This is a genomic window from Streptomyces sp. NPDC018964 (assembly GCF_044390325.1).
In the GTDB taxonomy this organism is placed as follows: domain Bacteria; phylum Actinomycetota; class Actinomycetes; order Streptomycetales; family Streptomycetaceae; genus Streptomyces.
In genome coordinates, this window is record NZ_JBIRYZ010000004.1 from 139,108 (window position 1) to 162,877 (window position 23,770).

At 72.8% G+C, this 23,770-nt stretch carries 18 protein-coding genes and 1 pseudogene; 11 read left to right on the forward strand and 8 right to left on the reverse strand.

From position 1 onward, the window contains the following. Positions 1 to 301: 301 nt before the first annotated feature. Positions 302 to 1,405, forward strand: coding sequence for a hypothetical protein (locus ACH5AO_RS08430; RefSeq protein ID WP_398923105.1), 1,104 nt, complete (start codon positions 302 to 304; stop codon positions 1,403 to 1,405). A 44-nt stretch (positions 1,406 to 1,449) separates the two neighbouring features. Here ACH5AO_RS08430 and ACH5AO_RS08435 read toward each other — a convergent pair whose 3' ends face one another. The 4 genes from ACH5AO_RS08435 to ACH5AO_RS08450 all read right to left on the reverse strand — a co-directional run bounded on the left by ACH5AO_RS08435 (position 1,450) and on the right by ACH5AO_RS08450 (position 4,441). Next, positions 1,450 to 1,842 carry a DUF6281 family protein gene (locus tag ACH5AO_RS08435; protein ID WP_398923107.1) on the reverse strand — a complete coding sequence of 131 codons (393 nt, stop codon included), beginning with the start codon at positions 1,840 to 1,842 and terminating at the stop codon, positions 1,450 to 1,452. Between the two features lie 215 nt (positions 1,843 to 2,057). Next, positions 2,058 to 2,765 carry an ester cyclase gene (locus tag ACH5AO_RS08440; protein WP_398923109.1) on the reverse strand — a complete coding sequence of 236 codons (708 nt, stop codon included), beginning with the start codon at positions 2,763 to 2,765 and terminating at the stop codon, positions 2,058 to 2,060. Positions 2,766 to 2,925: 160 nt separating this feature from the next. Next, positions 2,926 to 3,699: an SDR family NAD(P)-dependent oxidoreductase gene (locus ACH5AO_RS08445; RefSeq protein WP_398923111.1), complete on the reverse strand. Its 774-nt coding sequence runs from the start codon at positions 3,697 to 3,699 to the stop codon at positions 2,926 to 2,928. A 61-nt stretch (positions 3,700 to 3,760) separates the two neighbouring features. Beyond that, the gene (locus tag ACH5AO_RS08450; protein ID WP_398923113.1) at positions 3,761 to 4,441 is read right to left on the reverse strand and encodes an MOSC domain-containing protein; all 681 of its coding nucleotides are present in this window, start codon (positions 4,439 to 4,441) and stop codon (positions 3,761 to 3,763) included. Positions 4,442 to 4,521: 80 nt separating this feature from the next. On the opposite strand from ACH5AO_RS08450, the gene ACH5AO_RS08455 reads away from it, so the two are divergent. Continuing rightward, complete coding sequence (locus ACH5AO_RS08455) at positions 4,522 to 5,418, forward strand: LysR family transcriptional regulator (RefSeq protein ID WP_398923115.1); 897 nt, start codon at positions 4,522 to 4,524, stop codon at positions 5,416 to 5,418. A 105-nt stretch (positions 5,419 to 5,523) separates the two neighbouring features. On the opposite strand, the gene ACH5AO_RS08460 is transcribed toward ACH5AO_RS08455, so the two are convergent. Then, positions 5,524 to 5,853, reverse strand: a complete 330-nt coding sequence (locus ACH5AO_RS08460; RefSeq protein WP_398923117.1) for a WhiB family transcriptional regulator — start codon at positions 5,851 to 5,853, stop codon at positions 5,524 to 5,526. Positions 5,854 to 6,233: 380 nt separating this feature from the next. On the opposite strand from ACH5AO_RS08460, the gene ACH5AO_RS08465 reads away from it, so the two are divergent. The 4 genes from ACH5AO_RS08465 to ACH5AO_RS08480 all read left to right on the forward strand — a co-directional run bounded on the left by ACH5AO_RS08465 (position 6,234) and on the right by ACH5AO_RS08480 (position 11,619). After that, on the forward strand, positions 6,234 to 6,845 hold the full coding sequence (locus ACH5AO_RS08465) for a response regulator transcription factor (RefSeq protein ID WP_003948568.1): 612 nt from the start codon (positions 6,234 to 6,236) through the stop codon (positions 6,843 to 6,845). A gap of 1,282 nt (positions 6,846 to 8,127) precedes the next feature. Further along, complete coding sequence (locus ACH5AO_RS08470; protein WP_217128125.1) at positions 8,128 to 8,715, forward strand: sigma-70 family RNA polymerase sigma factor; 588 nt, start codon at positions 8,128 to 8,130, stop codon at positions 8,713 to 8,715. Between the two features lie 168 nt (positions 8,716 to 8,883). After that, positions 8,884 to 10,389, forward strand: coding sequence for an IMP dehydrogenase (guaB, locus tag ACH5AO_RS08475; RefSeq protein ID WP_398923119.1), 1,506 nt, complete (start codon positions 8,884 to 8,886; stop codon positions 10,387 to 10,389). Between the two features lie 105 nt (positions 10,390 to 10,494). Beyond that, complete coding sequence (locus tag ACH5AO_RS08480) at positions 10,495 to 11,619, forward strand: GuaB3 family IMP dehydrogenase-related protein (protein WP_398923121.1); 1,125 nt, start codon at positions 10,495 to 10,497, stop codon at positions 11,617 to 11,619. A 376-nt stretch (positions 11,620 to 11,995) separates the two neighbouring features. Here ACH5AO_RS08480 and ACH5AO_RS08485 read toward each other — a convergent pair whose 3' ends face one another. After that, positions 11,996 to 13,204 (reverse strand): nucleotide sugar dehydrogenase, encoded by a 1,209-nt coding sequence (locus ACH5AO_RS08485; RefSeq protein WP_398923123.1) that lies wholly within the window; start codon positions 13,202 to 13,204, stop codon positions 11,996 to 11,998. 273 nt (positions 13,205 to 13,477) lie between these two features. Between ACH5AO_RS08485 and ACH5AO_RS08490 the strand changes: the two genes are divergently transcribed. Beyond that, positions 13,478 to 15,184 (forward strand): glycerol-3-phosphate dehydrogenase/oxidase, encoded by a 1,707-nt coding sequence (locus ACH5AO_RS08490; RefSeq protein ID WP_398923125.1) that lies wholly within the window; start codon positions 13,478 to 13,480, stop codon positions 15,182 to 15,184. Between the two features lie 93 nt (positions 15,185 to 15,277). Here the strand turns inward: ACH5AO_RS08490 and ACH5AO_RS08495 are convergent. Together ACH5AO_RS08495 and ACH5AO_RS08500 are read right to left on the reverse strand one after the other, a co-directional pair. After that, a pseudogene (locus ACH5AO_RS08495) lies at positions 15,278 to 15,421 on the reverse strand (serine hydrolase); the annotation flags it as partial. Next, the gene (locus ACH5AO_RS08500) at positions 15,352 to 15,633 is read right to left on the reverse strand and encodes a hypothetical protein (RefSeq protein WP_398923659.1); all 282 of its coding nucleotides are present in this window, start codon (positions 15,631 to 15,633) and stop codon (positions 15,352 to 15,354) included. The gene ACH5AO_RS08500 and the pseudogene ACH5AO_RS08495, both read right to left, overlap by 70 nt. Positions 15,634 to 15,795: 162 nt before the next feature. On the opposite strand from ACH5AO_RS08500, the gene ACH5AO_RS08505 reads away from it, so the two are divergent. From ACH5AO_RS08505 to ACH5AO_RS08520, 4 genes are all read left to right on the forward strand, one after another. Then, a complete protein-coding gene (locus ACH5AO_RS08505; RefSeq protein ID WP_398923127.1) occupies positions 15,796 to 17,850 on the forward strand; it encodes a protein kinase in 2,055 nt (684 codons plus the stop codon). A 153-nt stretch (positions 17,851 to 18,003) separates the two neighbouring features. After that, a complete protein-coding gene (locus ACH5AO_RS08510) occupies positions 18,004 to 20,535 on the forward strand; it encodes a protein kinase (RefSeq protein ID WP_398923129.1) in 2,532 nt (843 codons plus the stop codon). A 159-nt stretch (positions 20,536 to 20,694) separates the two neighbouring features. Next, positions 20,695 to 22,413: a protein kinase gene (locus ACH5AO_RS08515; RefSeq protein ID WP_398923131.1), complete on the forward strand. Its 1,719-nt coding sequence runs from the start codon at positions 20,695 to 20,697 to the stop codon at positions 22,411 to 22,413. An 82-nt stretch (positions 22,414 to 22,495) separates the two neighbouring features. Further along, complete coding sequence (locus ACH5AO_RS08520) at positions 22,496 to 23,713, forward strand: serine/threonine-protein kinase (protein WP_398923133.1); 1,218 nt, start codon at positions 22,496 to 22,498, stop codon at positions 23,711 to 23,713. The last annotated feature ends 57 nt before the right edge of the window (positions 23,714 to 23,770 follow it).

Sequence of the window (23,770 nt, forward strand, 5' to 3'; positions counted from 1 at the left end):
GAGGTGGTCCAGCCCCTCCTGCTCCCACCGGAAGCCCGACCGCCGCGGCTGGAACCAGCGCTCACGGGGAGCGGGAGCGGCCGGCTTCGGAGCAGGGGGACACCGAGCACCTCCGTGGACAGCGGGCGGGAGGGCCCGCGCACGCCGCGGCGTGGTGATCCTCCCCTGACGACAGGTGCGAAATCCTAGTCGCCCCCTCCGACACCGGGGCCCGCCCCGACGGCGACGACCGGACGCGGTGGACGCCGGGGCAGGGCGGAGGGCGGGCCGTCCTGTCAGTGGGGTCCCTTACCTTCGGGCCATGTCGATCACCGCACAACTGCGCGACTCGGTGAGGCTGCCGGGTGGGCGCGCACTGGTCAGGGGCTTCGCGCTGGAGAGCCGCGGGGACGGTTCCTGCCGCGTCCTCCTCCGCAACGGGCACGAGCTGGAGGTCTACGACCTTCAGGAACTGTTCGCGGGGGAGCGCGCGCCGGCGGCCGTCTTCCCCCTGCCCTGGCCCCGGTGGGACCGCGGCGTCCACTCGGTGAGCCCGGACGGCACCTTCGCGGTCTTCTCGGGGCAGCGCGCGGTACGGGCCATGGGGACGGACGGGAAGACGCTGTGGGAGTACCGGCACCACTGCTGGGGCCCCGAGCTCGATCACCCGCACACGGGCGACGAGCAGGAGGTGTGCCGCGGCTCGGAGCACGGCTCCTGCCGGATATCGGACGACGGCGGGCTCGTATGGGCGCATGTGGTGGCGGAGCCGGAGCCCGGTGACTGGCAGGAGCGCTGGGTGGTCCTGGACGCCCGCGACGGACGGGAGCTGGGGTGGTTGCCGCTGGCCGACAGCGCGGCGGCCGGTTCGTACCACTTCTCCCACCCCGACGGCGTGCACATGGGGCTGTGCATCGGCATGGGCCAGGACGGCGTCCTGCTGCACTGGGCGCGCCGGGACGGCGGGAAGCTGACGGGCTGGGACGTGAACGAGGGCCTGGACCGCATCCTGGCGGACGTCCACGCGGGACACCCCGGCTTCCTGACGGTCGAGCACTACGGGGCGGACCTGCGCCTGCACGCCCTGGACGGCACGGTGATCGCCGAGCAGGAGCCGGAGGCGGCCGACGGCGAGGCCGACGACGAGGACGACGACGAGGACGGGATCTACTGGGACCACAGCTGTGGCTTCGTCGACGCCGACACGGTCATCGCCTCGACCGTCGACGCCGACGAGGACCTCGAACGGGCCCGTCACTGGCTGCTCGACGCGCACACGCTGCGCATACGAGGGGTGGTCACGTACCCGACGGGCCCCGTCGACAGTTACGTGCGCCCGCTCGGCGACGGGACCTGGCTCACGTACGACGACAAGAGCGCCACGCTCCACCGCTGGACGCGGCCGGCGCCCGGGACGGGCGGCTGACCGGCCCGCCTCCGAGGGCCCGCCCGGCCGGGGCGCGGCCGGTGTCAGGACCCGTCGATCAGCTTCCGTACCTCCGGGGGAAGCCCCTCGTCCGGGTGGGCGGTCACGAAGGTGGTGTCGTCGGGGCCGTCCCCGACGGCGACGGCCACCTCGGAAGAGACGCCGTCCACCCGGTAGGCGGTCGTCGTCTCCCCGGCCTGTCCGGCCTCATCCCGTCCGCCGGTGTCGTCGCACGGCGGGAGGGTGGCGGGGCCGAGCTCCTCTCCCACCGTGAACCGCACGCCGGCGACTCCCTGGTAGGTGCGGTCCTGGTAGCGGACGAGGTAGGCGCAGGACGCCTCCCCCTCGCCTCCTCCGCTCCCCGACGTGCAGGCCACAGCCAGCATCAGCAGGGCCGCCACCAGTGGTGGACGCGTGATCCGTCCCGGCCGCCTCATCGTTCCTCCCCGGTGATCGCCTCGGACGCGCACGCGTTCGTGTACGTCCACGTCGTGAGGCCGGAGCGGTCGAGCCGACGTGCTCCGGGGCGAAGACGCGTCCGGCCTCATGAGGACGACGGGGCGGAAGGGGTGTTCGTTCGGTCAGCGGCCGGTCGAATCGTCCGGGAAGCCGTGGGCGTGGGTCCCGGACCGGCCGGACCGCGGGGCCGCCGTCACGATCCCGTCGGCTCCAGCGCCCCCAGCCGCACCATCAGCCCCAGCCGGTCGTACTGCCACCAGCCCTCGACGATCTTCCCGCTGTCACCGAAGCGGAAGACGGTCGTGCCCGTCATGGAGACCTTCCTCCCCGTCGCCGGGATGCCGAGGAAGTCGCCCTTGTGGGTGCCCTCCCAGCTCCACCGGGTGCACACCCGGTCCCCCTCGGCGAGCTGGTCCTCGATCCGGAACGCGAAGTCGAAGCCGCCGCGCCACACGTCCATCTCGCGCCGGAAGTGGTCGAGGCCGATGACGTCCTGCTCGTTGGCCGGATCGTGGTCGTGGTAGTGCTCCTCGATCAGGCCCGTCATCGGGGAGAGGTCGTCCGCGGTGGCGACCACCTCGAAGAAGCGCCGCGCGGAGTCCGCGTTCAGCCGCGCGTCACGCACCACGTCCAGGTCCGTGAACGTCGGCACACCGTCGCACAGGGCCACCATCTCCCGGAAGATCCGGTCGGTCTCCGGCAGCTTCGAGTTCCGCATCGCCTCCTCGTACGACGGGAACTCCACGATCTCGACGACGTGCGACGTGTCCGCGCGGTCCTTGCCGACCACCGCGTGGGTCGCCGTCCGCTTCCCCCTGGTCTGCTCGACCCACTGGTCCATGAGCCGGTCCATCTCCTCGAACCGGCTGGTCCGGCAGTCGATGAGCTGTACGAAGGTCATGGCGCTCGCCTCCGGTCCCCTGCGTCCGGGTCGGTCTTCCTCAGCACCCATTTTCTCCCGGGGAGCGGAGTCCGTCCCGCCGTGACCGCGCGACCGCGTGACCGCCGGACCACGGCTACCAAGGCTGCCGTGGTTACCGGGGTTGTCGGGGCTGTCGCGGTTACCGGGGCCCGTACTTCCGTCCCGTCCGCGACGAGAGCCCGCCCAGCAGCCCGCGCGGGACCAGCTTCGCCGCGCCCATCAGCGCCTTGTAGCGCGGATCCGGGATCGACAGCGTCTTGCCCCGGGCCAGATCCGCGAGCGCCGCCGCGGCGACCTTGTCCGCGTCCAGCCACATCCAGTTCGGGATGTTGTCCGTGCCCATCCCGGCCCGCGCGTGGAACTCGGTGCGCACGAAACCGGGGCACAGCGCCATCAGCCGTACGCCGTGGCCCGCCAGGTCCTGCGCCGCGCCCTGGGTGAACTGCACGACCCACGCCTTGGACGCCCCGTAGGTCCCGCGCGGCACGAACGCGGCGGTCGAGGCGACGTTCACGACGCCTCCGCGTCCGCGCTCGCGCATCGCCTCCACCGCCGCCGACGTCAGCCGGAGCACCGCCTCGCAGTGCACCTTCAGCATCCTCAGCTCGTCGGCCATGGGGACCTCGAGGTAACGGCCCCGGTGGCCGAAGCCGGCGTTGTTGACCAGCAGGTCGACGGGGCTCTTGCGGTCGCCGAGGCGGGCGGCCACCGCCTCGATGCCCTTGTCCTCGGCCAGGTCGGCGGTCAGCACCTCCGCCTCGATGCCGTGGCGGTCGTGCAGCTCGGTCGCCTGTTCGCGCAGCCGGACGGTGTCGCGGGCGACCAGCACCAGGTCATGTCCGTCGGCCGCCAGCCGCCGCGCGAACGCGGCACCGATCCCAGCCGTCGATCCCGTAATCAGAGCCGTTGTCATGGCGCAAGAGTAGTTACCCGGAGGGGAGGCATCCGCTTCATGTCATCCCCTGGACACGCGGTCAGGCGGTCGACCCCGTCCCGTACTTCTCCACGTACGTCCGCGCCGTCGCCAGCGCCTCCGGGTGCAGCGCCCCGCCGGCCGCCAGCAGCCGGGGCAGCAGCGCCCGCTCGGTCGTCACCGCGCGGAACTGCAACGCGACCGTCACCTCGTGCTCCGGCCGGTGCAGGATCCGTACGGCGTCCCCCGCCCGTATCTCACCGGGCCGGATCACCCGGAAGTACGCCCCCGGCGCACCCCGCTCCGTGAACCGCTTCACCCAGCCCTTCTCACCCAGATGGCCCTGGAAGGTGCGGCAGGGGATGCGCCCGGAGGTGACCTCCAGCACCACCTCGGGACCGACGGCCCAGCGCTCACCGATCAGGGCGCCGGACACGTCGATCCCCTCGGTGGTGAGGTTCTCGCCGAACATCCCGTTGGTCAGCGGGCGCCCCAGCGCGTGCTCCCACTCGTCGAGGTCCTCGCGGGCCACGGCGTACACCGCCTGGTCGTCCCCGCCGTGATGCCGCGTCTCGCACACGGCGTCCCCGGCCAGACCGCTCGCACCGGTGCCCTTCGGCCCCGGCGCGGCCACCCGCACCGGTCCGTCCACGGGCCGCTTGTCGATGCCGGTCACGCCGTCGCGCTGATCCGTGTACGGCACGGCCTCGGGTCGCCCCAGGTTCACAGAGAGAAGCTTCATGAACCGCACGGTAAGCGATGGTCATCAAAGCGGCGACGCATTATCCGGCGCCGTGTCAAAGGTCGGCTTATCCTTGAAGGGTGATCGAAGCCCGTCATCTCCGCGTGCTGCGCGCCGTGGCCGCCACCGGTTCCTTCTCCGCCGCGGCCCGCGAACTGGGCTGCACCCAGCCCGCCGTCAGCCAGCAGATGAAGGCCCTGGAGGCGTCCGTCGGCACGCCCCTGCTCATACGCAGCGGCCGCGAGATGCGCCTGACGCAGGCCGGTGAGGCGCTGGTGCGGCACGCGGCCGGGATCATCGCCGGACTGACCGCCGCCGAGGAGGAGGTCGCCGCCATCGCCGGGCTCCGCGCGGGCCGCGTCCGGCTCGTCTCCTTCCCCAGCGGCAGTTCCACGCTCGTCCCCACGGCCCTCGCCGCCCTGCGCGCCGCCCACCCCGGCACCCGGGTCTCCCTGGAGGAGGCCGAACCGCCCCGCTCCGTGGAGATGCTGCGCGAGGGCGACTGCGACGTGACCCTCGCCTTCCGGTACGAGGGGGCGGCGGGCGCCGAGGAGTGGGACGACCTCGTCGTACGGCCGCTGCTGTCGGACCGGCTGGTGGGGCTCGTGCCCGAACGGCACCGGCTCGCCCGCGCGGGGTCGGTCGCCATCGGCGAACTCGCGGACGAACCCTGGATCGCCGGCTGCCCGCGCTGCAGGGGCCAGTTGGTGGAGGTGTGCGAGGCGGCAGGCTTCACGCCGCGCATCGACTTCGCGACCGACGACTACCCGGCCGTCGCCGGACTGGTCGGCGCCGGGCTCGGGGTGGCGGTGCTGCCCCAGCTGGCCGTCGAGTCGGTACGGCCCAGGGGCGTGCGCACCGTGGCGCTGGAGCCCGCCGTGCGCCGGGAGATCGTCGCGCTCACCCTCCCGGACCTCGCCCAGGTACCGGCGGTCACCGCGACGTTGGAGAAGCTGGCCGGAGCGGCCGCCCGGTAAGGGGGTCCCGGGTACGTGGATCACCGTGCGTGAGGAGTGATTGGTCACCCCCAGTGACGGAACAAGGGCGCGTGTAGGTGCCCCGTGCCGTGGAGAAACGTTCCCTCAGTCGTCCGATGCGGCGTGCCCTCCGATGGCCGACGCCGACACCAGGCGGTTGCGCGCCCGCCCCATCAGCTCTTCGCGCTCGTCCTCGGTCAGTCCGCCCCACACGCCGTACGGTTCGCGAACCGCCAGCGCGTGCGCGGCGCACTCGGCGCGCACCGGGCACCTCATGCAGACCTCTTTGGCCGAGTTCTCGCGAGCGCTCCGAGCCGCACCACGCTCGCCCTCCGGGTGGAAGAAGAGTGAGCTGTCCACTCCGCGGCAGGCAGCCAGGAGCTGCCAGTCCCACAGGTCCGCGTTCGGTCCGGGAAGGCGGGAGAAATCTGCCATTGCGTGACCCCTTGTAGCCGTTCTGGGCGGATCCGGTGTCCACGACCGTACAACTACGATCCAAGGAGATGAAAATATGACTCATTGCGAATCTAGCCCCGGACACCAGCAAAGGGGAAGAAAAGGGGCTGAATGGGGCATGGGTTGTGATGAAACTTCGAGGGTACGTCGCGCGTATCTGCACCGTGTCCGTCTCCTCACGTAGAGTGCCGAAGGTGGCAGACGGCCCCGTAACTCTTTCGAGTGACCGTCGTTGAGAGTGCGAGGCGGTTGAAGGAACAAGCGCTCGGACGGGTGTCCGAGACGGTCGACCGCACAGGTGACGATTTCGTACCAGCCTGGAGGCTCAAGGTGACGCGCATCAGCTGCGGAGGGCGGCCATGACTTCCGTCCTCGTCTGCGACGACTCCCCGCTTGCCCGGGAGGCGCTCCGCCGCGCGGTTGCGACCGTGCCCGGCGTCGAGCGCGTGACGACGGCTGCCAACGGCGAGGAAGTCCTCCGCCGCTGGGGAGCCGACCGCTCGGACCTGATCCTGATGGACGTGCGCATGCCCGGTCTGGGCGGCGTCGAGACGGTCCGGCGGCTGCTGTCCGCCGACCCCGGAGCACGCATCATCATGCTCACGGTCGCCGAGGACCTCGACGGCGTGGCGCTCGCGGTGGCCGCCGGTGCGCGCGGCTACCTGCACAAGGACGCCTCCCGCGCGGAGCTGCGGGCGACGGTCACACAGGCGCTCGCCGACCCGACCTGGCGGCTCGCCCCGCGCCGGCTGCGCTCCGCCGAGATGGGTGCGGCGCCCACGCTCACCGCGCGGGAGATCCAGGTCCTCGAAGGCATGAGCCATGGCCGCTCCAACGCCGAGATCGGCCGCGAGCTGTTCCTCTCCGAGGACACCGTCAAGACGCACGCGCGGCGGCTCTTCAAGAAGCTCGGCGCGTCGGACCGGGCCCACGCGGTGGCGCTCGGCTTCCGGTGGGGCCTGGTGCGCTAAGGCCTTGCGTGGGGATCACGCCGGGTAGCGAGCAGGGCCCCGTGCCCCGCACCACGGGACGGCGACGGGACCCGGGGGCACAACGCCGGATGCCTGCGCCTGCGCCTGTGTCTGCGCCTGCGTTTGCGCCTGCGCGGCCTGGTGCGGAACCGGGGCCGTGGGATCCGGCACGATCCGAACGGGAGGCCCTGGGCCCGTTCCGCCCCGGCCCGGCCCACCCCGGCGCGCGGCACCGCACGGCAGCCGGTGTGCGGGGGCCTGCGGACGCCCCCGTCCGGAATCCGGCCGCGACCGTCGACGCGACACCTCCGCGTGACCGGTCGCATGCGCACCGGGCCCGAGCGAAGCTCACCGGCCGACGGTGCGGAGCTCGACGACCACGGGGTTCCGCGACCCGGTGGAGCGTGGTTTCGGCGGACGCGGGGCCTGAGGCTCCGCCCGGTGCGCTTCTGGTGGGGGTGCGGGGTGTGACTCCGTGTGGTGTGTTCTCGGTGGGGGTGCGGGGCGTGGCTCCGCGCGGTGTGCTTCCGGCGGGCCCGAGGCCTGTGGCCCCGCGCGGTGCGCCGTCGCCACCCGGAAGACCCGCGACCCCGGCCGACACGCCGCCGACGAGCACGTCCCCCGCCACCCGACCCGGCACGCCACCGGCCCCATGCACCTGGACCGAGCCGCACGACGGGTCACCGGCCTCACGGCCCCGGACCGAGCCGCATGACGGGTCACCGGCTTTGCGGGCCTGGACCGAGCTGCACGACAGGTCGTCGGTCTCACGGCCCCGAACCGAGCCGCATGACGGGTCACTGGCCCCACAGCCTCGGACCGAGCCGCATGACGGGTCACCGACCCTACGGGCCCGGACCGAGCCGCATGGCGGGTCGCCGGTCCCACAGCCCCGGACCGAGTCGCACGGCAGGCCGCGGTCGGGTGGGCCCCGGAGCGTGTCGAGTCGGTGTGGTCGGCGCGGTTGGTCGGATCCGCAGTGTCGGGGGTGCGGCCGCGTCCGTCGTCCGCCGTCCCCAGGGTGTGGAAACCCTCGTCGTCCGCCGTGCCCGAGGTGCGGAGAACCCCGTCCGCCGGCGCGTCGGAGACAGCCGCCGAACGCCCGCTGCTCGTTTCGCCGCGGATGCCGCATCCTTGAGGTGTGGAGTTCCTCGGGGACGAGTCGGTCGAGCGGAAGGGGAGGGCGCAAGGGATGAGTTCCGGCGCACCTGCTCATAACGCTTCGGTGCACAACCAGGGGCACGGTGCCGCGGACCAGACGGCCGCAGGGCACCATGGACCGATGCGCGACGACGAGGCGGGCACGGCCCACGGGGCGATCGGCGCGCTCGTCCACCGCGCGGTCGACGGGGACGAGCAGGCCACGCACGATCTGCTCGCCCATGTCCACCCCCTGGCGCTGCGCTACTGCCGCACCCGTCTGTCACGGCTGCCCGGCGACGCCCGGCACTTCGTCGAGGACCTCGCCCAGGAGGTCTGCGTCGCGGTGCTCCTCGCGCTGCCCCGCTACAAGGACACCGGCCGGCCCTTCGAGGCGTTCATCTTCGCCATCGCCTCCCACAAGGTCGCCGACCTGCAACGCGCGGCGATGCGGCACCCCGGATCGACGGCCGTGCCGTCCGACGAGATGCCCGAACGCCCTGACGACTCCCTCGGCCCGGAGGAACGCGCCCTGCTCAGCAGCGACGCCGAATGGGCCAAGAAACTGCTGGCCAACCTGCCCGAGAACCAGCGCGAGCTGCTCCTGCTGCGGATCGCCGTGGGCCTCACGGCGGAGGAGACTGGACAGATGTTGGGAATGTCACCCGGCGCCGTCCGAGTGGCCCAGCACCGCGCGCTGAGCCGGCTGCGCGCCCTGGCGGAGCAATAACCGCCACCGCGCCGCCCCTCAGGCATACGAACGGAATATGAACGGAAGATCAGCCGTTCCCGTACGAACATACGAAGCCGTGAGCCGTGCGAAACCGTGGAATGTGACACCTCCGCTTCCCGTTAGCATGGACATCCGCACCGATCAAGGCCATTTGGGGAAGGTGTCATGACTGCCAACGTCGACGGAGTGCCCGGTAAATTCGCGACACTCGGGCTGACCTACGACGACGTGCTGCTGCTGCCGGGCGCGTCGGACATGGCGCCCGACCAGATCGACACCGCCTCGTACGTCTCCAAGAACGTGCGGGTCAACATCCCGCTGCTGTCCGCCGCCATGGACAAGGTCACCGAATCGCGCATGGCGATCGCGATGGCCCGCCAGGGCGGTGTCGGCGTACTGCACCGCAACCTGTCCATCGAGGACCAGGCCAACCAGGTCGACCTGGTGAAGCGCTCCGAGTCGGGCATGGTGGCCGACCCCATCACCATCCACCCGGACGCCACCCTCGGCGAGGCCGACGCGCTGTGCGCCAAGTTCCGCATCAGCGGCGTCCCGGTCACCGACGGCAACAAGAAGCTGCTCGGCATCGTCACCAACCGCGACATGGCCTTCGAGACCGACCGCTCCCGCCAGGTGCGCGAGGTCATGACGCCGATGCCGCTGGTCACCGGCAAGGTCGGGATCTCCGGCGCGGACGCCATGGAGCTGCTGCGCCGCCACAAGATCGAGAAGCTGCCGCTGGTCGACGACGACGGCGTCCTCAAGGGCCTGATCACGGTCAAGGACTTCGTGAAGGCCGAGAAGTACCCCAACGCGGCCAAGGACGCCGAGGGCCGGCTGCTGGTCGGCGCCGCGGTCGGCGTGGCCGGTGACGCCTTCGAGCGCGCCCAGGCGCTGATCGAGGCGGGCGTCGACTTCATCGTCGTCGACACGGCGCACGGCCACTCCCGCCTGGTCGGCGACATGGTCGCCAAGATCAAGTCGAACTCCTCCGGCGTCGACGTCATCGGCGGCAACATCGCCACCCGCGACGGCGCCCAGGCCCTCATCGACGCCGGCGTGGACGGCATCAAGGTCGGCGTCGGCCCCGGCTCCATCTGCACCACCCGCGTCGTCGCCGGCATCGGCGTCCCGCAGGTCACGGCCATCTACGAGGCGTCGCTCGCCGCCAAGGAGGCCGGTGTCCCGGTCATCGGCGACGGCGGCCTCCAGTACTCCGGCGACATCGCCAAGGCCCTGGTCGCGGGCGCCGACACAGTCATGCTGGGCTCGCTGCTCGCGGGCTGCGAGGAGTCCCCGGGCGAGCTGCTGTTCATCAACGGCAAGCAGTTCAAGTCGTACCGCGGCATGGGCTCGCTCGGCGCCATGCAGAGCCGCGGCGACCGCAAGTCGTTCTCCAAGGACCGCTACTTCCAGGAGGGCGTCGCCTCCGACGAGCAGCTCGTGCCCGAGGGCATCGAGGGCCAGGTGCCCTACCGCGGCCCGCTCTCCTCGGTCGTCCACCAGCTGGTCGGCGGTCTGCGCCAGTCGATGTTCTACGTCGGCGGCCGGACCGTGCCCGAGCTGCAGGCCAACGGACGGTTCGTGCGGATCACCTCCGCGGGCCTCAAGGAGAGCCACCCGCACGACATCCAGATGACGGTCGAAGCGCCGAACTACAGCCGCAAGTAGTCAGAAGGCCTTCCAGGGCGGTCCCGGACACCTCCGGGACCGCCCTCGGCGTGTCCGTCGGGGATACTGGAAGGCGCTGCAACGCATCAGGGAAAGGCCACAGACGTGACTGAGATCGAGATCGGGCGCGGCAAGCGCGGCCGCCGGGCGTACGCCTTCGACGACATCGCCGTCGTCCCCAGCCGCCGTACGCGGGACCCGAAGGAGGTCTCGATCGCCTGGCAGATCGACGCCTACCGCTTCGAGCTGCCGTTCCTGGCCGCTCCCATGGACTCGGTCGTCTCCCCGGCCACCGCGATCCGCATCGGCGAGCTCGGCGGCCTCGGCGTGCTGAACCTCGAGGGCCTGTGGACGCGCTACGAGGACCCGCAGCCGCTGCTGGACGAGATCGTCGGCCTGCCCGCCGAGGCGGCCACCCGCCGCCTCCAGGAGATCTACGCCGCACCCATCAAGGAGGAGCTGATCGGGCAGCGCATCAAGGAGGTGCGCGACTCGGGCGTGGTCACCGCCGCCGCGCTCTCCCCGCAGCGCACCGCCCAGTTCTCCAAGGCCGTCGTCGACGCGGGCGTGGACATCTTCGTCATCCGCGGCACGACGGTGTCGGCGGAACACGTCTCCGGCGCGCACGAGCCCCTCAACCTGAAGCAGTTCATCTACGAGCTCGACGTCCCGGTGATCGTCGGCGGCTGCGCCACCTACACCGCCGCCCTGCACCTGATGCGCACCGGTGCGGCCGGCGTGCTGGTCGGCTTCGGCGGCGGCGCCGCGCACACCACGCGCAACGTGCTCGGCATCCAGGTGCCCATGGCCACCGCGGTCGCCGACGTGGCCGCCGCCCGCCGCGACTACATGGACGAGTCCGGCGGCCGGTACGTGCACGTCATCGCGGACGGCGGTGTCGGCTGGTCCGGCGACCTGCCCAAGGCGATCGCCTGCGGCGCCGACTCCGTGATGATGGGCTCCCCGCTGGCCCGCGCGACGGACGGTCCGGGCAAGGGCAACCACTGGGGCATGGAGGCCGTCAACGAGGAGCTGCCGCGCGGCCAGAAGGTCGATCTCGGCACGGTCGGCACCCTGGAGGAGATCCTCACCGGCCCCTCCCACACCCCCGACGGCTCGATGAACCTCTTCGGCGCCCTGCGCCGCGCGATGGCCACCACCGGCTACAGCGAGCTGAAGGAGTTCCAGCGCGTCGAGGTGACGGTGGCGGACTCACAGCACCGGCGGTAGGGCCGGGCGGGCTTCGGTACGGAACCGATTCGATACGGCACTGAAGAGGCCGGTCACCTGGTGAGGTGACCGGCCTCTTTCGCGTGTCCGGGGCGCGCGTGGTGTTCAGGGGCGCGCCATGGGCCGTCACCGCAAGCCCACCGCCTGGGACCGGATCCGTCTGCGGATGGTGAAGTTCCGGAGGAGGCGCATCTTGTGGATTCACGGATGGTGAGCAGCCACCCCTATGAGAGGTAGGGGTGGACACTCGGTTCACCATTCAGGAGCCTGCCGCAGTGCCCTCTGCGGTGGGCTCCACCCGCTTTCCACCGTACCGGTACAACACCCCGCCCACCACCAACCCCTGTGGCGTGGAGGGCGCCCGCGCGCCCCCTCCTCACAACCGATGCGCCGCCCCCGTAGGCGTCGCCCCCCGCGTGTCCAGCATCAGCTGGGCCTTCACCGACAGGCCCTGGAGGTCGTACGTGCGGTGGTGCTGGAGGAGGATCGTCAGGTCGGCGTCGGCGGCGGCCTCGTAGAGGAAGTCCGCGCGGGGGACCGGACGGTCGAGGACGTTCCAGGACGGCACGTACGGGTCGTGGTAGCTGACGGAGGCGCCCAGCTCCATCAGCCGGACCGCGATCTCCTGGGCCGGGGAGCCCTGCCGGTCGGCGAGGTCGGGCTTGTAGGTGACGCCGAGGAGGAGCACGCGTGCGCCGCGCGCGGACTTGCCGTGCTCGTTGAGGAGGGCGGCGGCGCGCTGTACGACGTAGCGCGGCATGCGGCCGTTGACCTCCTGGGCGAGTTCCGCCATGCGCAGGGTGCGGCCCGCGTGGGTGGTCAGGTCCTGGGGGACGGTGTGGCCGCCGACGCCGGGGCCGGGGCGGAACGCCTGGAAGCCGAAGGGCTTGGTCTCCGCGCAGCGCAGGACGTCCCACAGGTCGATGCCCAGGTCGTGGCAGAGGGTGGCCATCTCGTTGACGAGGGCGATGTTGACGTGCCGGAAGTTGGTCTCCAGGAGCTGCACGGTCTCCGCCTCGCGCAGGCCGCGCGCGCGGACGACCTTGTCGGTGATGCGTCCGTAGAAGGCGGCGGCCGACTCGGTGCAGGCGGGGGTGAGGCCGCCGATGACCTTCGGGGTGTTGGCGGGGGTGTGGTCGCGGTTGCCGGGGTCGATCCGGTTGGGGGAGTAGGCGAGGTGGAAGTCGTGCCCCGCGCGCAGGCCCGACACCGACTCGAGCAGGCGCAGCAGGGGGCCCTCCGTCGTCCCCGGGGGCACGGGGGACTCGAGGATCACCGTGGTGTGCGGGCGCAGCCACGCGGCGAGGGTGTGGGCGGCCGCCTCCACCTGGCCCAGATCCAGTCCGCCGTCCGCGCCGCGCGGAGTGGGTGCGCAGATGACGGCGGTGCGCACCCGGCCGAGTTCGGTGGCGTTGGCGGTCGTACGGAAGCCCTGTGCGAGCATGCGGCGCTGTTCGGCGGCGCTGAGGGAGCCCGGCTCGGGGCCGGTCCGGTAACCGATGGTGGAGATGCCGGCGGCGACGGCGGCCTGGGCCAGGGGCAGGCCGTACGGGCCGAGTCCGATGACGGCGAGATCTGCGGGCATGGCGTGGGCCGTCCTTCCCAATAACCGGAGTGCGACAGGTGCGCAAGCCCTGTGGACCGGGTAGGCGAGCGCAATGTCAGACTAGGAGTAAATATGACCGACATGTGGGATTGGTCGGCCGAGTTTCGGTGAGTCGTCCCGCACGGGTTGTCCACAGGCTGGGGCCCGTGGTGGCTGAAGTCGGGCAAGCCGGTCAGAATCTGGGCATGAGGGTGGGGGACCGGGCTTCGCCCGACGGGTGCGGCCGATGCGACCGATGAGCGGGAGGCAGCGGTGAGGACAGCGACACTGGGGCCGGCGCGGCGCGCCGAATCACTCGCGTCCATGGCCGAGCACGAACTGGACGTGCTGGTGGTGGGCGCCGGCGTGGTCGGTGCGGGTACGGCGCTCGACGCCGCGACGCGCGGCCTGTCCACGGGCCTCGTCGAGGCGCGTGACTGGGCGTCGGGCACCTCCAGCCGGTCCAGCAAGCTGATCCACGGTGGCCTGCGCTACCTGGAGATGCTCGACTTCGTGCTCGTGCGGGAGGCGCTGAAGGAACGCGGCCTGCTGCTGGAGAAGCTCGCTCCGCATCTGGTGCGCCCGGTTCCGTTCCTGTACCCGCTGCGGCACAAGGGCTGGGAGCGGCTCTACGCCGGAGCGGGCGTCGCGCTGTACGACACCATGGCGATGGCCCGGGGACACGGGCGGGGCCTGCCCGTGCACCGCCACCTGTCGCGACGTCACGCGCTGCGGGTCGCGCCCTGTTTGAAGAAGGACGCGCTGGTCGGAGCGTTGCAGTACTACGACGCCCAGATGGACGACGCCCGGTTCGTGACGACGCTGGTGCGCACGGCCGCGGCGTACGGCGCGAAGACCGCCAACCGCGCGCGGGTCACGGGGTTCCTGCGCGAGGGCGAACGCGTCGTGGGCGCCCGGGTGCAGGACGTCGAGGGCGGTGGCGAGTACGAGATCCACGCCAGGCAGGTCGTCAACGCCACCGGGGTGTGGACCGACGACACCCAGGCGATGGTCGGCGAACGCGGACAGTTCCACGTACGGGCCTCGAAGGGCATCCACCTGGTCGTCCCCAAGGACCGCATCCACTCCACGACCGGGCTCATCCTGCGCACCGAGAAGTCCGTGCTGTTCGTCATACCCTGGGGCCGGCACTGGATCGTGGGCACCACGGACACCGACTGGAACCTCGACAAGGCGCACCCGGCCGCGTCCAGCGCGGACATCGACTACCTGCTGGAACACGTGAACTCGGTGCTCGCGGTGCCACTGACGCGGGACGACGTGGAAGGCGTGTACGCCGGTCTGCGGCCGTTGCTCGCGGGCGAGTCGGACGCCACGAGCAAGCTGTCCCGCGAGCACACCGTGGCCCATCCCGTGCCCGGCCTCGTCGTGGTGGCGGGCGGCAAGTACACGACGTACCGGGTCATGGCCAAGGACGCGGTGGACGCGGCGGTGCACGGACTCGACGTGCGCGTCGCCGACTGCGTCACCGAGGACACGCCGCTGGTCGGCGCCGAGGGCTACCACGCGCTGTGGAACGCGCGGGCGCGCACGGCCGCGCGCACCGGCCTGCACGTGGTGCGGGTGGAGCACCTGCTGCACCGGTACGGCGCGCTGGCGGAGGAGGTCCTGGACCTCATCGCCGCGGACCCCTCGCTGGGCGAGCCGCTCCGGGCGGCCGACGACTATCTGCGTGCCGAGATCACCTACGCCGCCTCGCACGAGGGCGCGCGGCACCTGGACGACGTGCTGACCCGGCGCACCCGCATCTCGATCGAGACGTTCGACCGGGGGACGCGCAGCGCCCGTGAGGTGGCCGAGCTGATGGCGCCGGTGCTGGGCTGGGACGAGGGCCAGATCGAGCGCGAGGTGCGGCACTACGAGAAGCGGGTGGAGGCCGAACGGGAGTCGCAGCGGCAGCCCGACGACCTGACGGCGGACGCGGCACGGCTGGGGGCGCCGGACATCGTTCCGTTGTAATCGCGCCGTTGTAGTCGCGCCGCGGACCGGCCCCGGAGCGAATCACTCGAACGGGTGGCGGGAACCGGGATCTTCGTTCGGAACCCGGTCGTTTCAGGAAGCGCGGGGGCAGAACTCGGCCGCGAGCACCGCGGGTTCGAGACCGGGGTCCGCCATCGTGTCCGTGTTCACCCGGAAAATGTGGACATGTCGGCCGTCGACGATGGCGGCGGTGCGCACATGGCTGCCGGCTCGGCGGCGTACGAGCGGCCGGTGACCTGTTCGACGACCGGGCCGAGCAGGACGTAGTTGATGTTCGAGTAGGGGAGGCGGGGGACGCCGCCCCGCGTGACCAGGAGCGGGAGGAGCGCGTCCGCGGGCGGGACGGCCGGGGCCGAGGAGGTGCTCGGGGGCAGGGCGAGCAAGGCCGGGGAGACGGGAACGGCCAGTAGAGTCCGGATCGGCGGCATCCCGGCTCCTCCCGTGGCGGAGGCCCGTCGTGCAGGGCCGGGGAAGGGCGTCCGTCGCCCGGGTGCCGTGCGCGCCGGGCCCCAGAGGCACCCTGGGCGTCGACCACTTGTCGGGTGAGGGACAATGAAGGCTCTGTCAGGGCGGGTTGCATGAGGGGACGCATGTCGGAGGCGGAGCGGGCGGGGACATCCCGTCAGAACGAGAGCGCACGTCTCCTCGCCGGGCGGTACCGGCTGGGAGACGTGCTCGGCCGCGGCGGCATGGGCACGGTGTGGCGGGCCCAGGACGAGACCTTGGGGCGGACCGTCGCCGTCAAGGAACTCCGCTTCCCGTCGAGCATCGACGAGGAGGAGAAGCGGCGGCTGATCACCCGGACCCTGCGCGAGGCCAAGGCGATCGCGCGGATCCGCAACAACAGCGCCGTGACCGTCTTCGACGTGGTCGAGGAGGACGACCGGCCCTGGATCGTGATGGAACTCGTCGAGGGCAAGTCGCTCGCCGAGGCCATCCGGGAGGACGGCCTGCTGGAGCCGCGGCGCGCGGCCGAGGTCGGTCTCGCCATCCTGGACGTCCTGCGCTCCGCGCACCGCGAGGGCATCCTGCACCGTGACGTGAAGCCGTCGAACGTGCTGATCGCCGAGGACGGCCGGGTCGTGCTCACGGACTTCGGCATCGCCCAGGTCGAGGGCGACCCGTCCATCACCTCGACCGGCATGCTGGTCGGCGCCCCCTCCTACATCTCCCCGGAGCGGGCCCGCGGGCACAAGCCGGGGCCGGCGGCCGACCTGTGGTCGCTCGGCGGGCTGCTGTACGCGGCGGTGGAGGGCACTCCGCCGTACGACAAGGGGTCCGCGATCGCGACGCTCACGGCGGTGATGACCGAGCCGCTCGAGGAGCCGAAGAACGCGGGACCGCTCAGGGACGTCATCTACGGGCTGCTCACCAAGGACCCCGCCCAGCGGCTCGACGACAGCGGCGCCCGGGCCATGCTGAACGCGATCGTCAACGCGCCCGCGTCCAAGGAGGCCGGGGAACCGGCGGACGCGACGAAGGTCGTGCCGCTGCCCGAGCAGCCGGACACCGGAGGCAGGCGCGGCGAGGAGGCCGGGGAGAAGCTGCGGGGCGCGTTGCGTTCCGTGCGGAAGGCGGCGGTGGCGGCCGGCTCGGCCGGTGCCGCCGCGGCGGCCCGCGCGAAGTCCGGCAGCGGCGGCACCGCTTCGACCGCCGGACCGGCCGCGGGAACCAGGAGCACGCCGACGGGCGCCTCCAGGACGCGCCCCGGCACGGCATCGCCCTCCGCCCCGGCCGTGAAGCCGGCCCAGGCGTCCGCCCCGAGCGCGCGCGGGACCGCACGGCAGGAGCCGGCCGCGGGCGGCCGCAGTTCGGGCTGGCCGGTGATGACGCCACCGGACCTGCCGGCGAGGACCGTGCCGCGGGCGCCGCTCACCGACGTGGTGCCGCGACGGACACTGGTCATCATCGCGGTGGTCGTGGTGCTCGCCGTGCTCGGCACCGTGCTGGCCCTCACGCTCGGCGACGACGGCGCGGGCGACAAGGGAGCCGAGGGCGGCGGCGCGACCGTCGTCAGGGGGACCCCGAGCGCCGACACCAAGAACGACGAAGGCGACGGCACCCACACCGACGGCACGGCGACCGGGCCGACGGGAACGGGAGCGGGAACGGGCGGGGCGACCACCACCACGGGCGCCGGCGCCGGCGGTTCCTCCGAGGACGAGGACGAGGCGGGGGAAGAGGCGGAGAAAGAGGAGGACGGCGGCGGTACGTCGGCGGCGGAGACGTACGAGGGGAGCCAGGGGTACTCGATCGGGCTGCCCGAGGGGTGGAAGTTCCAGTCGACCGGGGCCGCCGGGGACCGGTTCACCGGGCCGGACGGACAGAAGCTGCTCATCGGCTGGACGACCACGCCCAAGGACGACCCGGTCGCGGACTGGAAGAACCAGGAACGCGGCATGGTGCGCGCCCAGTACCAGCGGATCCGCATAGAGGCGGTGGACTACCGCGGCTGGGACACGGCCGACTGGGAGTTCACCTATGTGGAGAGCGGGACGAAGTACCGCTCCATAGACCGGGGCACCGTCGTCAGCGACCGGCTCGGGTACGGGCTGATGTACACGGCCAAGGCCGCCGACTGGGGCAGCGACCGGCGCAAGGACACGTGGCGGACGCTGACGGAAACGTTCCGGCCGAAGTCCTGAGCATGACCGGCCCGCGGAATGGGGAGTCAGATGTGGCATCCCCTCTCTACGGGTTGCCTCCGGCACGTATCGTGAATGCTCGCGGACCGTACGCAGCCGGAACGGCCCGCCGGACGAACGAAACCGACCGACCGTAGGGCCGGGGGAGGCAACGTGGACGACTACGCGGGACGGGTTCTCGCCGACCGCTACCGCTTGCCGCTGCCGCCCTCCGACGAGTACGAACTGACCGAGACCCGCGCCTTCGACACCTACAGCGGGCAGGAAGTCCTGGTCAGGCAGGTTCCGTTGCCGGAGGTCGTCGAGGCCGAGGTGCTGGACGCGGGAGGGCTGCCCGACGGTTTCACCGCCCGTGACGGGGGTGCGCGGCGCGGCGGCCCCGGGCCCGCGCGCGGGGACACGCGGCGGCCCGCCGACCCGGTCGTGCGGCGCGCCGTCGAGGCCGCGCAGGCGGCGGCCGCCGTCCCCGACCACCCGCGCCTGGACCAGGTCTTCGACGTGTTCGCGGAGGGCGGTTCGCTGTGGATCGTCAGCGAACTCGTGCCGGCGCGTCCGCTCGCCGCCCTGCTCGCCGAGGAACCGCTGTCCCCGTACCGGGCGGCGGAGGTCGCCTCCGACGTCCTGACCGCGCTGCGGGTCCTGCACTCCCACGGCTGGGTGCACCGCAACATCACCGCGCGCACGGTGCTCGTCTGCGACGACGGCCGGGTGATGCTCACCGGCCTCGCGGTCGGCGCGGCCGAGGAGGCACTGTGCGGATACGACCCGGTGCCCCCTCCGGACGACGAGGAGCCGGACCCCGCGGCGACGCGCGAGGCCCCGGGCCCGGTGGCACCGGCGGGACCACCGGACGCCGGGCGCGCCCCGTCCTGGCCGCCCGGGTTCACCGCCGACCCCGCCCCCGACCCCGACGCCGCGCGCCGGGCCGCCATCGAGGCACGGGCCGGCCGGATGCCCGGCGGCGGGGCGGACACGGCGGGCGGTCTCTCGCCCGTGGCGGCCCCCAAGGCCCTCGACAGCGCGGGTGACGTGCGGGCGGCCCGCGCGGGGGCGATCGCCGCGTACCGGGCGGGCACCCGTGCCGCCGCCCGGGTGCAGGAGGCCCAGCAGAACGGCCGTGCCGCCCTGCCCGGCGCCCGGCCCGCCCCCGAGGGCGGCGGCCCGGCCACCGCCCCGCAGTACGGCAGCACCTCCGCACGGCCGCCGTCCGTCCCCCGGCCGGGGGACGAGGACGCGGGCGCGGCCCCGCCGGGGCGGATAGCCGACCCCTACGGTGTGGGCGCCGCCGGCCGGCACGGGACCGTGCCCCGCACGGACGGCGGCAGCGGACGCACCGCCCCCAGAGCCCCTGGAGCCCCCGCGGACCTCGAACCGGTGGCCGCCGCCCCGCCCGCGCGCTGGGACGACCTGGCGGCCCACGTCCCCGCGCGCCGCGGCCCGACCACCGCGCTGGCCGCCGAGCGGGCACGCCAGACACGCATGGCCGTCGTCGGCCCCGTGACCGAGCGGTGGGCGCCGGAGCAGGCCGGACCCGTGCACGAGAACTGGCAGCTCGCCGCCCCCATCGGCCCCGCCACCGACCTGTGGGCGCTGGGCTCCCTGCTGTTCCGCGCCGTACAGGGACACGCCCCCTACCCGGAGGAGTCGACGGCCGAGCTGGTGCAGATGGTGTGCGCCGAGCCGCCCGCGTTCGCCGAGGAGTGCGGACCGCTGCGGCCGGTCGTGGAGTCGCTGCTGCGCCAGGACCCCACCGAGCGGCTCGACATCGAGGAGCTGCGCGGCTGGCTGCGTTCGCTGGTGCGGTCGGCGCCCGAACCCGAGGCGGGCGTGCACGTCATAGCGGCGCCACCCGTGGACGCCGGCCGGCTGCCCGTCGTACGGCGCCGGGGAGAGCTGGTGCGCAGGCGCCGCGCCGGGCTCCCCGTGCACCACGGACGGCACAAGCGGACCAGACAGGACACCGGTTCCCCGCGCAGGCTCGGCCGCACCCTGCTCCTGCTGGTGCTGCTCGCCATGGCGGCGGCGATCGCTTACGCCATGCTGTTCATGCCGAAGTCCGGTGAGGACACCTCGGGTGCGGACGACCGCACCGGTTCGGCCGGTGCGGTGAGCCCCGCACCGAGCCTCCCGGACACCGGCGAAGAGCCGGAGGACGGGAAGACCCCGACGGAGCCGGAGGACGGCCCCGAGGAGTCGGCCGCCTCCGCCGGGACGCAGACCACCGCCCCCGAGGTCGCCGACGGCTTCACCCTGGCCAAGGACCCGGAGGGTTTCCGGGTCGCCGTCGCCGAGGGCTGGCAGCGCACCGCGAAGAACGGCAGCGGCCAGGTCGTCTACGCGAGCGGCGACTTCGAGCTCATCGTCGTACCGGGCCGGGACAGCGCGCGGAAGTACGGCAGCGACCCCATGGCCTACCAGCGGGACGACGAGCGCGAACTGCAGCCCTACCGCGACTCCAGCTGGGCCACCTCCACCGGCCTGAAGACCATCGAGGTGGGCGGACGGACCATGGCCGAGGGCCAGTTCACCTGGACCGGCGACGGCGGCGAGCTGTACGTCCGCAACCTCGCGGCGCTGATCGACGGCCGCTACCACGTGGTGCAGGTACGCGGACCGGAGGCCGAGCGGGACGAGGTGACGCGGCTCTTCGAACAGGCGGCGGCGACCTACCGGTTCACCGGCTGAACCACCGACTCCACGCAGCCGCAGGGGTTTTGGCTGCCTCCCGTCCCCCACAGCGACAACTGTCACAGTGCTGTCTCCATGGCACGCCCTCGGTTCCCAGGACGCGCCGGGATATTTACGCTGACCCTGTCAAGACCATTGCGGGGCAACGTGAATCAGATGCAGGGCTCGCTCGTCGCGGGCCGCTACCGGCTCGGAGAGTCCATCGGGAGCGGTGGCATGGGCCGGGTGTGGCGCGCCCATGACGAGGTGCTGCACCGGGCCGTCGCCATCAAGGAACTGACCGCGGCACTCTACGTCTCCGACAGCGAACAGGCCATGCTGCTGGCACGCACCCGCGCGGAGGCGCGGGCGGCCGCGCGGATCAACCACTCCGCCGTCGTCACGGTGCACGACGTGCTGGAGCACGACGGCCGGCCGTGGATCGTGATGGAGCTGATCGAGGGCCGCTCGCTGGCCGACGCGGTGAAGGAACAGGAACGCGTCGACCCCCGCGAGGCCGCGCGCATCGGCCTGTGGGTGCTGCGCGCGCTGCGCGCCGCGCACGCCGCCGGCGTACTGCACCGTGACGTCAAGCCCGGCAACGTCCTCCTCGGGCGGGACGGCCGGGTGCTGCTCACCGACTTCGGCATCGCGCAGATAGACGGCGACACGGCGATCACCCGCACCGGCGAGGTCGTCGGCTCGGTCGACTACCTCGCACCCGAGCGGGTCCGCGGCCACGATCCCGGCCCCTCCTCCGACCTGTGGGCGCTCGGCGCGACGCTGTACGCGGCGGTGGAGGGCATCTCGCCGTTCCGCCGCACCTCACCGCTGACCACGATGCAGGCGGTCGTCGAGGAGGAGGCCCAGGAGCCCCGGCACGCCGGCCCGCTCGGGCCCGTCATCAGCGCACTCCTGCGCAAGGATCCGGACACCCGCCCCGACGCGGTCCGGGCCGAGCAGATGCTCGCCGAGGTGGCCGAGGGGCGCCGGCCCCGGGCGGCGCAGGAGTACGTGCCGACCCGGGCCGTCGACGCCCACGCGCCCCTGCCGTACGAGACCGGACCGGAGGCGGTCCCCCAGACACCGCAGGTTCCCCAGGCGCAACAGGTTCCCCAGGCGCCGCAGGCCGCCCAGACGTCGCAGGTTCCCCTGGCCCCGCAGGTTCCCCAGGCCCCGCAGTACCCGCAGGGCGGCCCCACGACCGTTCAGCAGCCGTACGCGTCCCCTGCCGTCGCGCCCCGCCGGCGGGTGCGCGGACGGATGATCGCCCTGGTCGTCGTCCTGGCGGCGATCATCGGCGGGGGAACCGCGGTGATGCTCCAGCAGCAGGACCGGGGCGGCATCACGGCAGCCCCGTCCCCGACGGACACCTCCGCACCCGCGCCCGGTCCCACGGAGACGGGGGAGACCGAGTCGCGAGGGGGCCTCCCGGAGGGCTGGGTCCGCCGCAGCGACCCCTACGGCTTCAGCATCGCCCTGCCCGGCGACGACTGGGAGCGCGTGGTCTTCGACGAGGCGACCCGGCAGGTCGACTACACGCCCGACGGCGGCGAGCACTTCATCCGCATCGCCGTCGACGACTCGCCCGACTTCGACGACCCGTACGAGCACCTGCGCGATCTCGACCAGCAGATAGGGCAACGCCTGGTCGACTACCAGCGGATCGTCCTGGACCGCCGCGTCTACCGGGACCGCGAGAGCGCCCGGCTGGAGTACGGCTGGACCGCGCTGGCCAAGGACACCGAGTTCCCGGGGCCGCGGCGGGCGGTCGACCAGATGTACCTCTCGCGGGACGGCGTCGAGTACGCCCTCTACATGTCCGGGCCGGCCGAGGACTGGGCCACGGTCAGCGGGCAGTTCGAGACGGTGCTGAAGGGGTGGCGCGAGCCCTGACCCCCGTGGCGGGAGCAAACGCGCGCCGCTTGTCCGAATCGCCGTACCGGAGCGGACACATCCGGTGGGGCATGATGGGCCCATGGGGACCGACGGGGACGCCGAGAACGCGACCGCCAGGACCAACGGCCGGGTCATCGCGGGCCGTTACCGTCTGGAGTCGAGGCTCGGGCGCGGCGGCATGGGTGTGGTCTGGCGGGCCACCGACGAACTGCTCGGACGGGGTGTCGCCGTCAAGGAACTCCCCCTCGACGAGACGCTCTCCGCGGCGGACGCCCGGCGGCAGCGGGACCGCACCCTGCGCGAGGCGCGTGCCCTGGCCCAGCTGAGCCACCCGCACATCATCGTCGTCCACGACGTCGTCGAGGACGACGAACGCCCGTACATCGTCCTGGAGCTGATCGACGGGCCGTCCCTCGCCGACCGGATCGCGGAGCAGGGCCCGGTCGACGCCGCCGAGGCCGCGCGCATCGGCATCGACCTGCTCGGGGCGTTACGGGCCGCGCACGCGGCGGGCGTCCTGCACCGCGACCTCAAGCCCGCCAACGTCCTGCTGGAGAACGGCACCGACCGGGTCGTCCTCACCGACTTCGGCATCGCCCGGCTGTCGGGCTCCACCACGCTCACCGAGACCGGCTCCTTCGTCGGCTCGCCCGAGTACACCGCTCCCGAGCGGATGTCCGGTGCCAGGACGGGACCGGAGTCCGACCTGTGGTCGCTGGGCGCGCTGCTGTGCACGGCGCTCAGCGGCGAGTCGCCGTTCCGGCGCGACTCGCTCGGCGGGGTCCTGCACGCCGTCGTGGTCGACGAGATCCGGCCGCCCGCCGAGGCGGGACCGCTTCTTCCCGTGGTGCGCGGCCTGCTGGAGCGCGACCCCGACCGCCGGCTGGACGCGGACCGGGCCGAGTTGATGCTGCGGGCGTTCCGGGAGACGGGCCGTACGCCGGAGTCGGCGCCCCCCGGGCTGCTGCCCCCGCACCGGGCCGTGCCCCGCCGGCGGCCCCCGGTGCGGCGGGAGGAAGCGGGCGGGAGGCCCGAGGCGCGTCCGGTCCGGCGGCAGCCCACGAGAGGCGTGCTCGTCGCGGCGCTGGCGGTCGCCGCCATGGTGGGAGCGGGGCTGTCCGCGGCGGCGCTGCTCCTGCAGGACCGGGGAGGCGACGGGGGCGGTACGCCGGCGAGCACGGCGCCGGAGACACCCGAGGGCGCATCGGCGTCGCCCTCCGGCTCCCCGCGTCCCCCGGCCAGTCCCACACCGGCCGACTCCTCGGTCCGGCCGCACGGTCCCGTGAACGGGAGATAGGCCCCCGCGAGGGTCACGGGTCTGTGACCGGTCGGCATCCGCGGTGGATACGTGGGG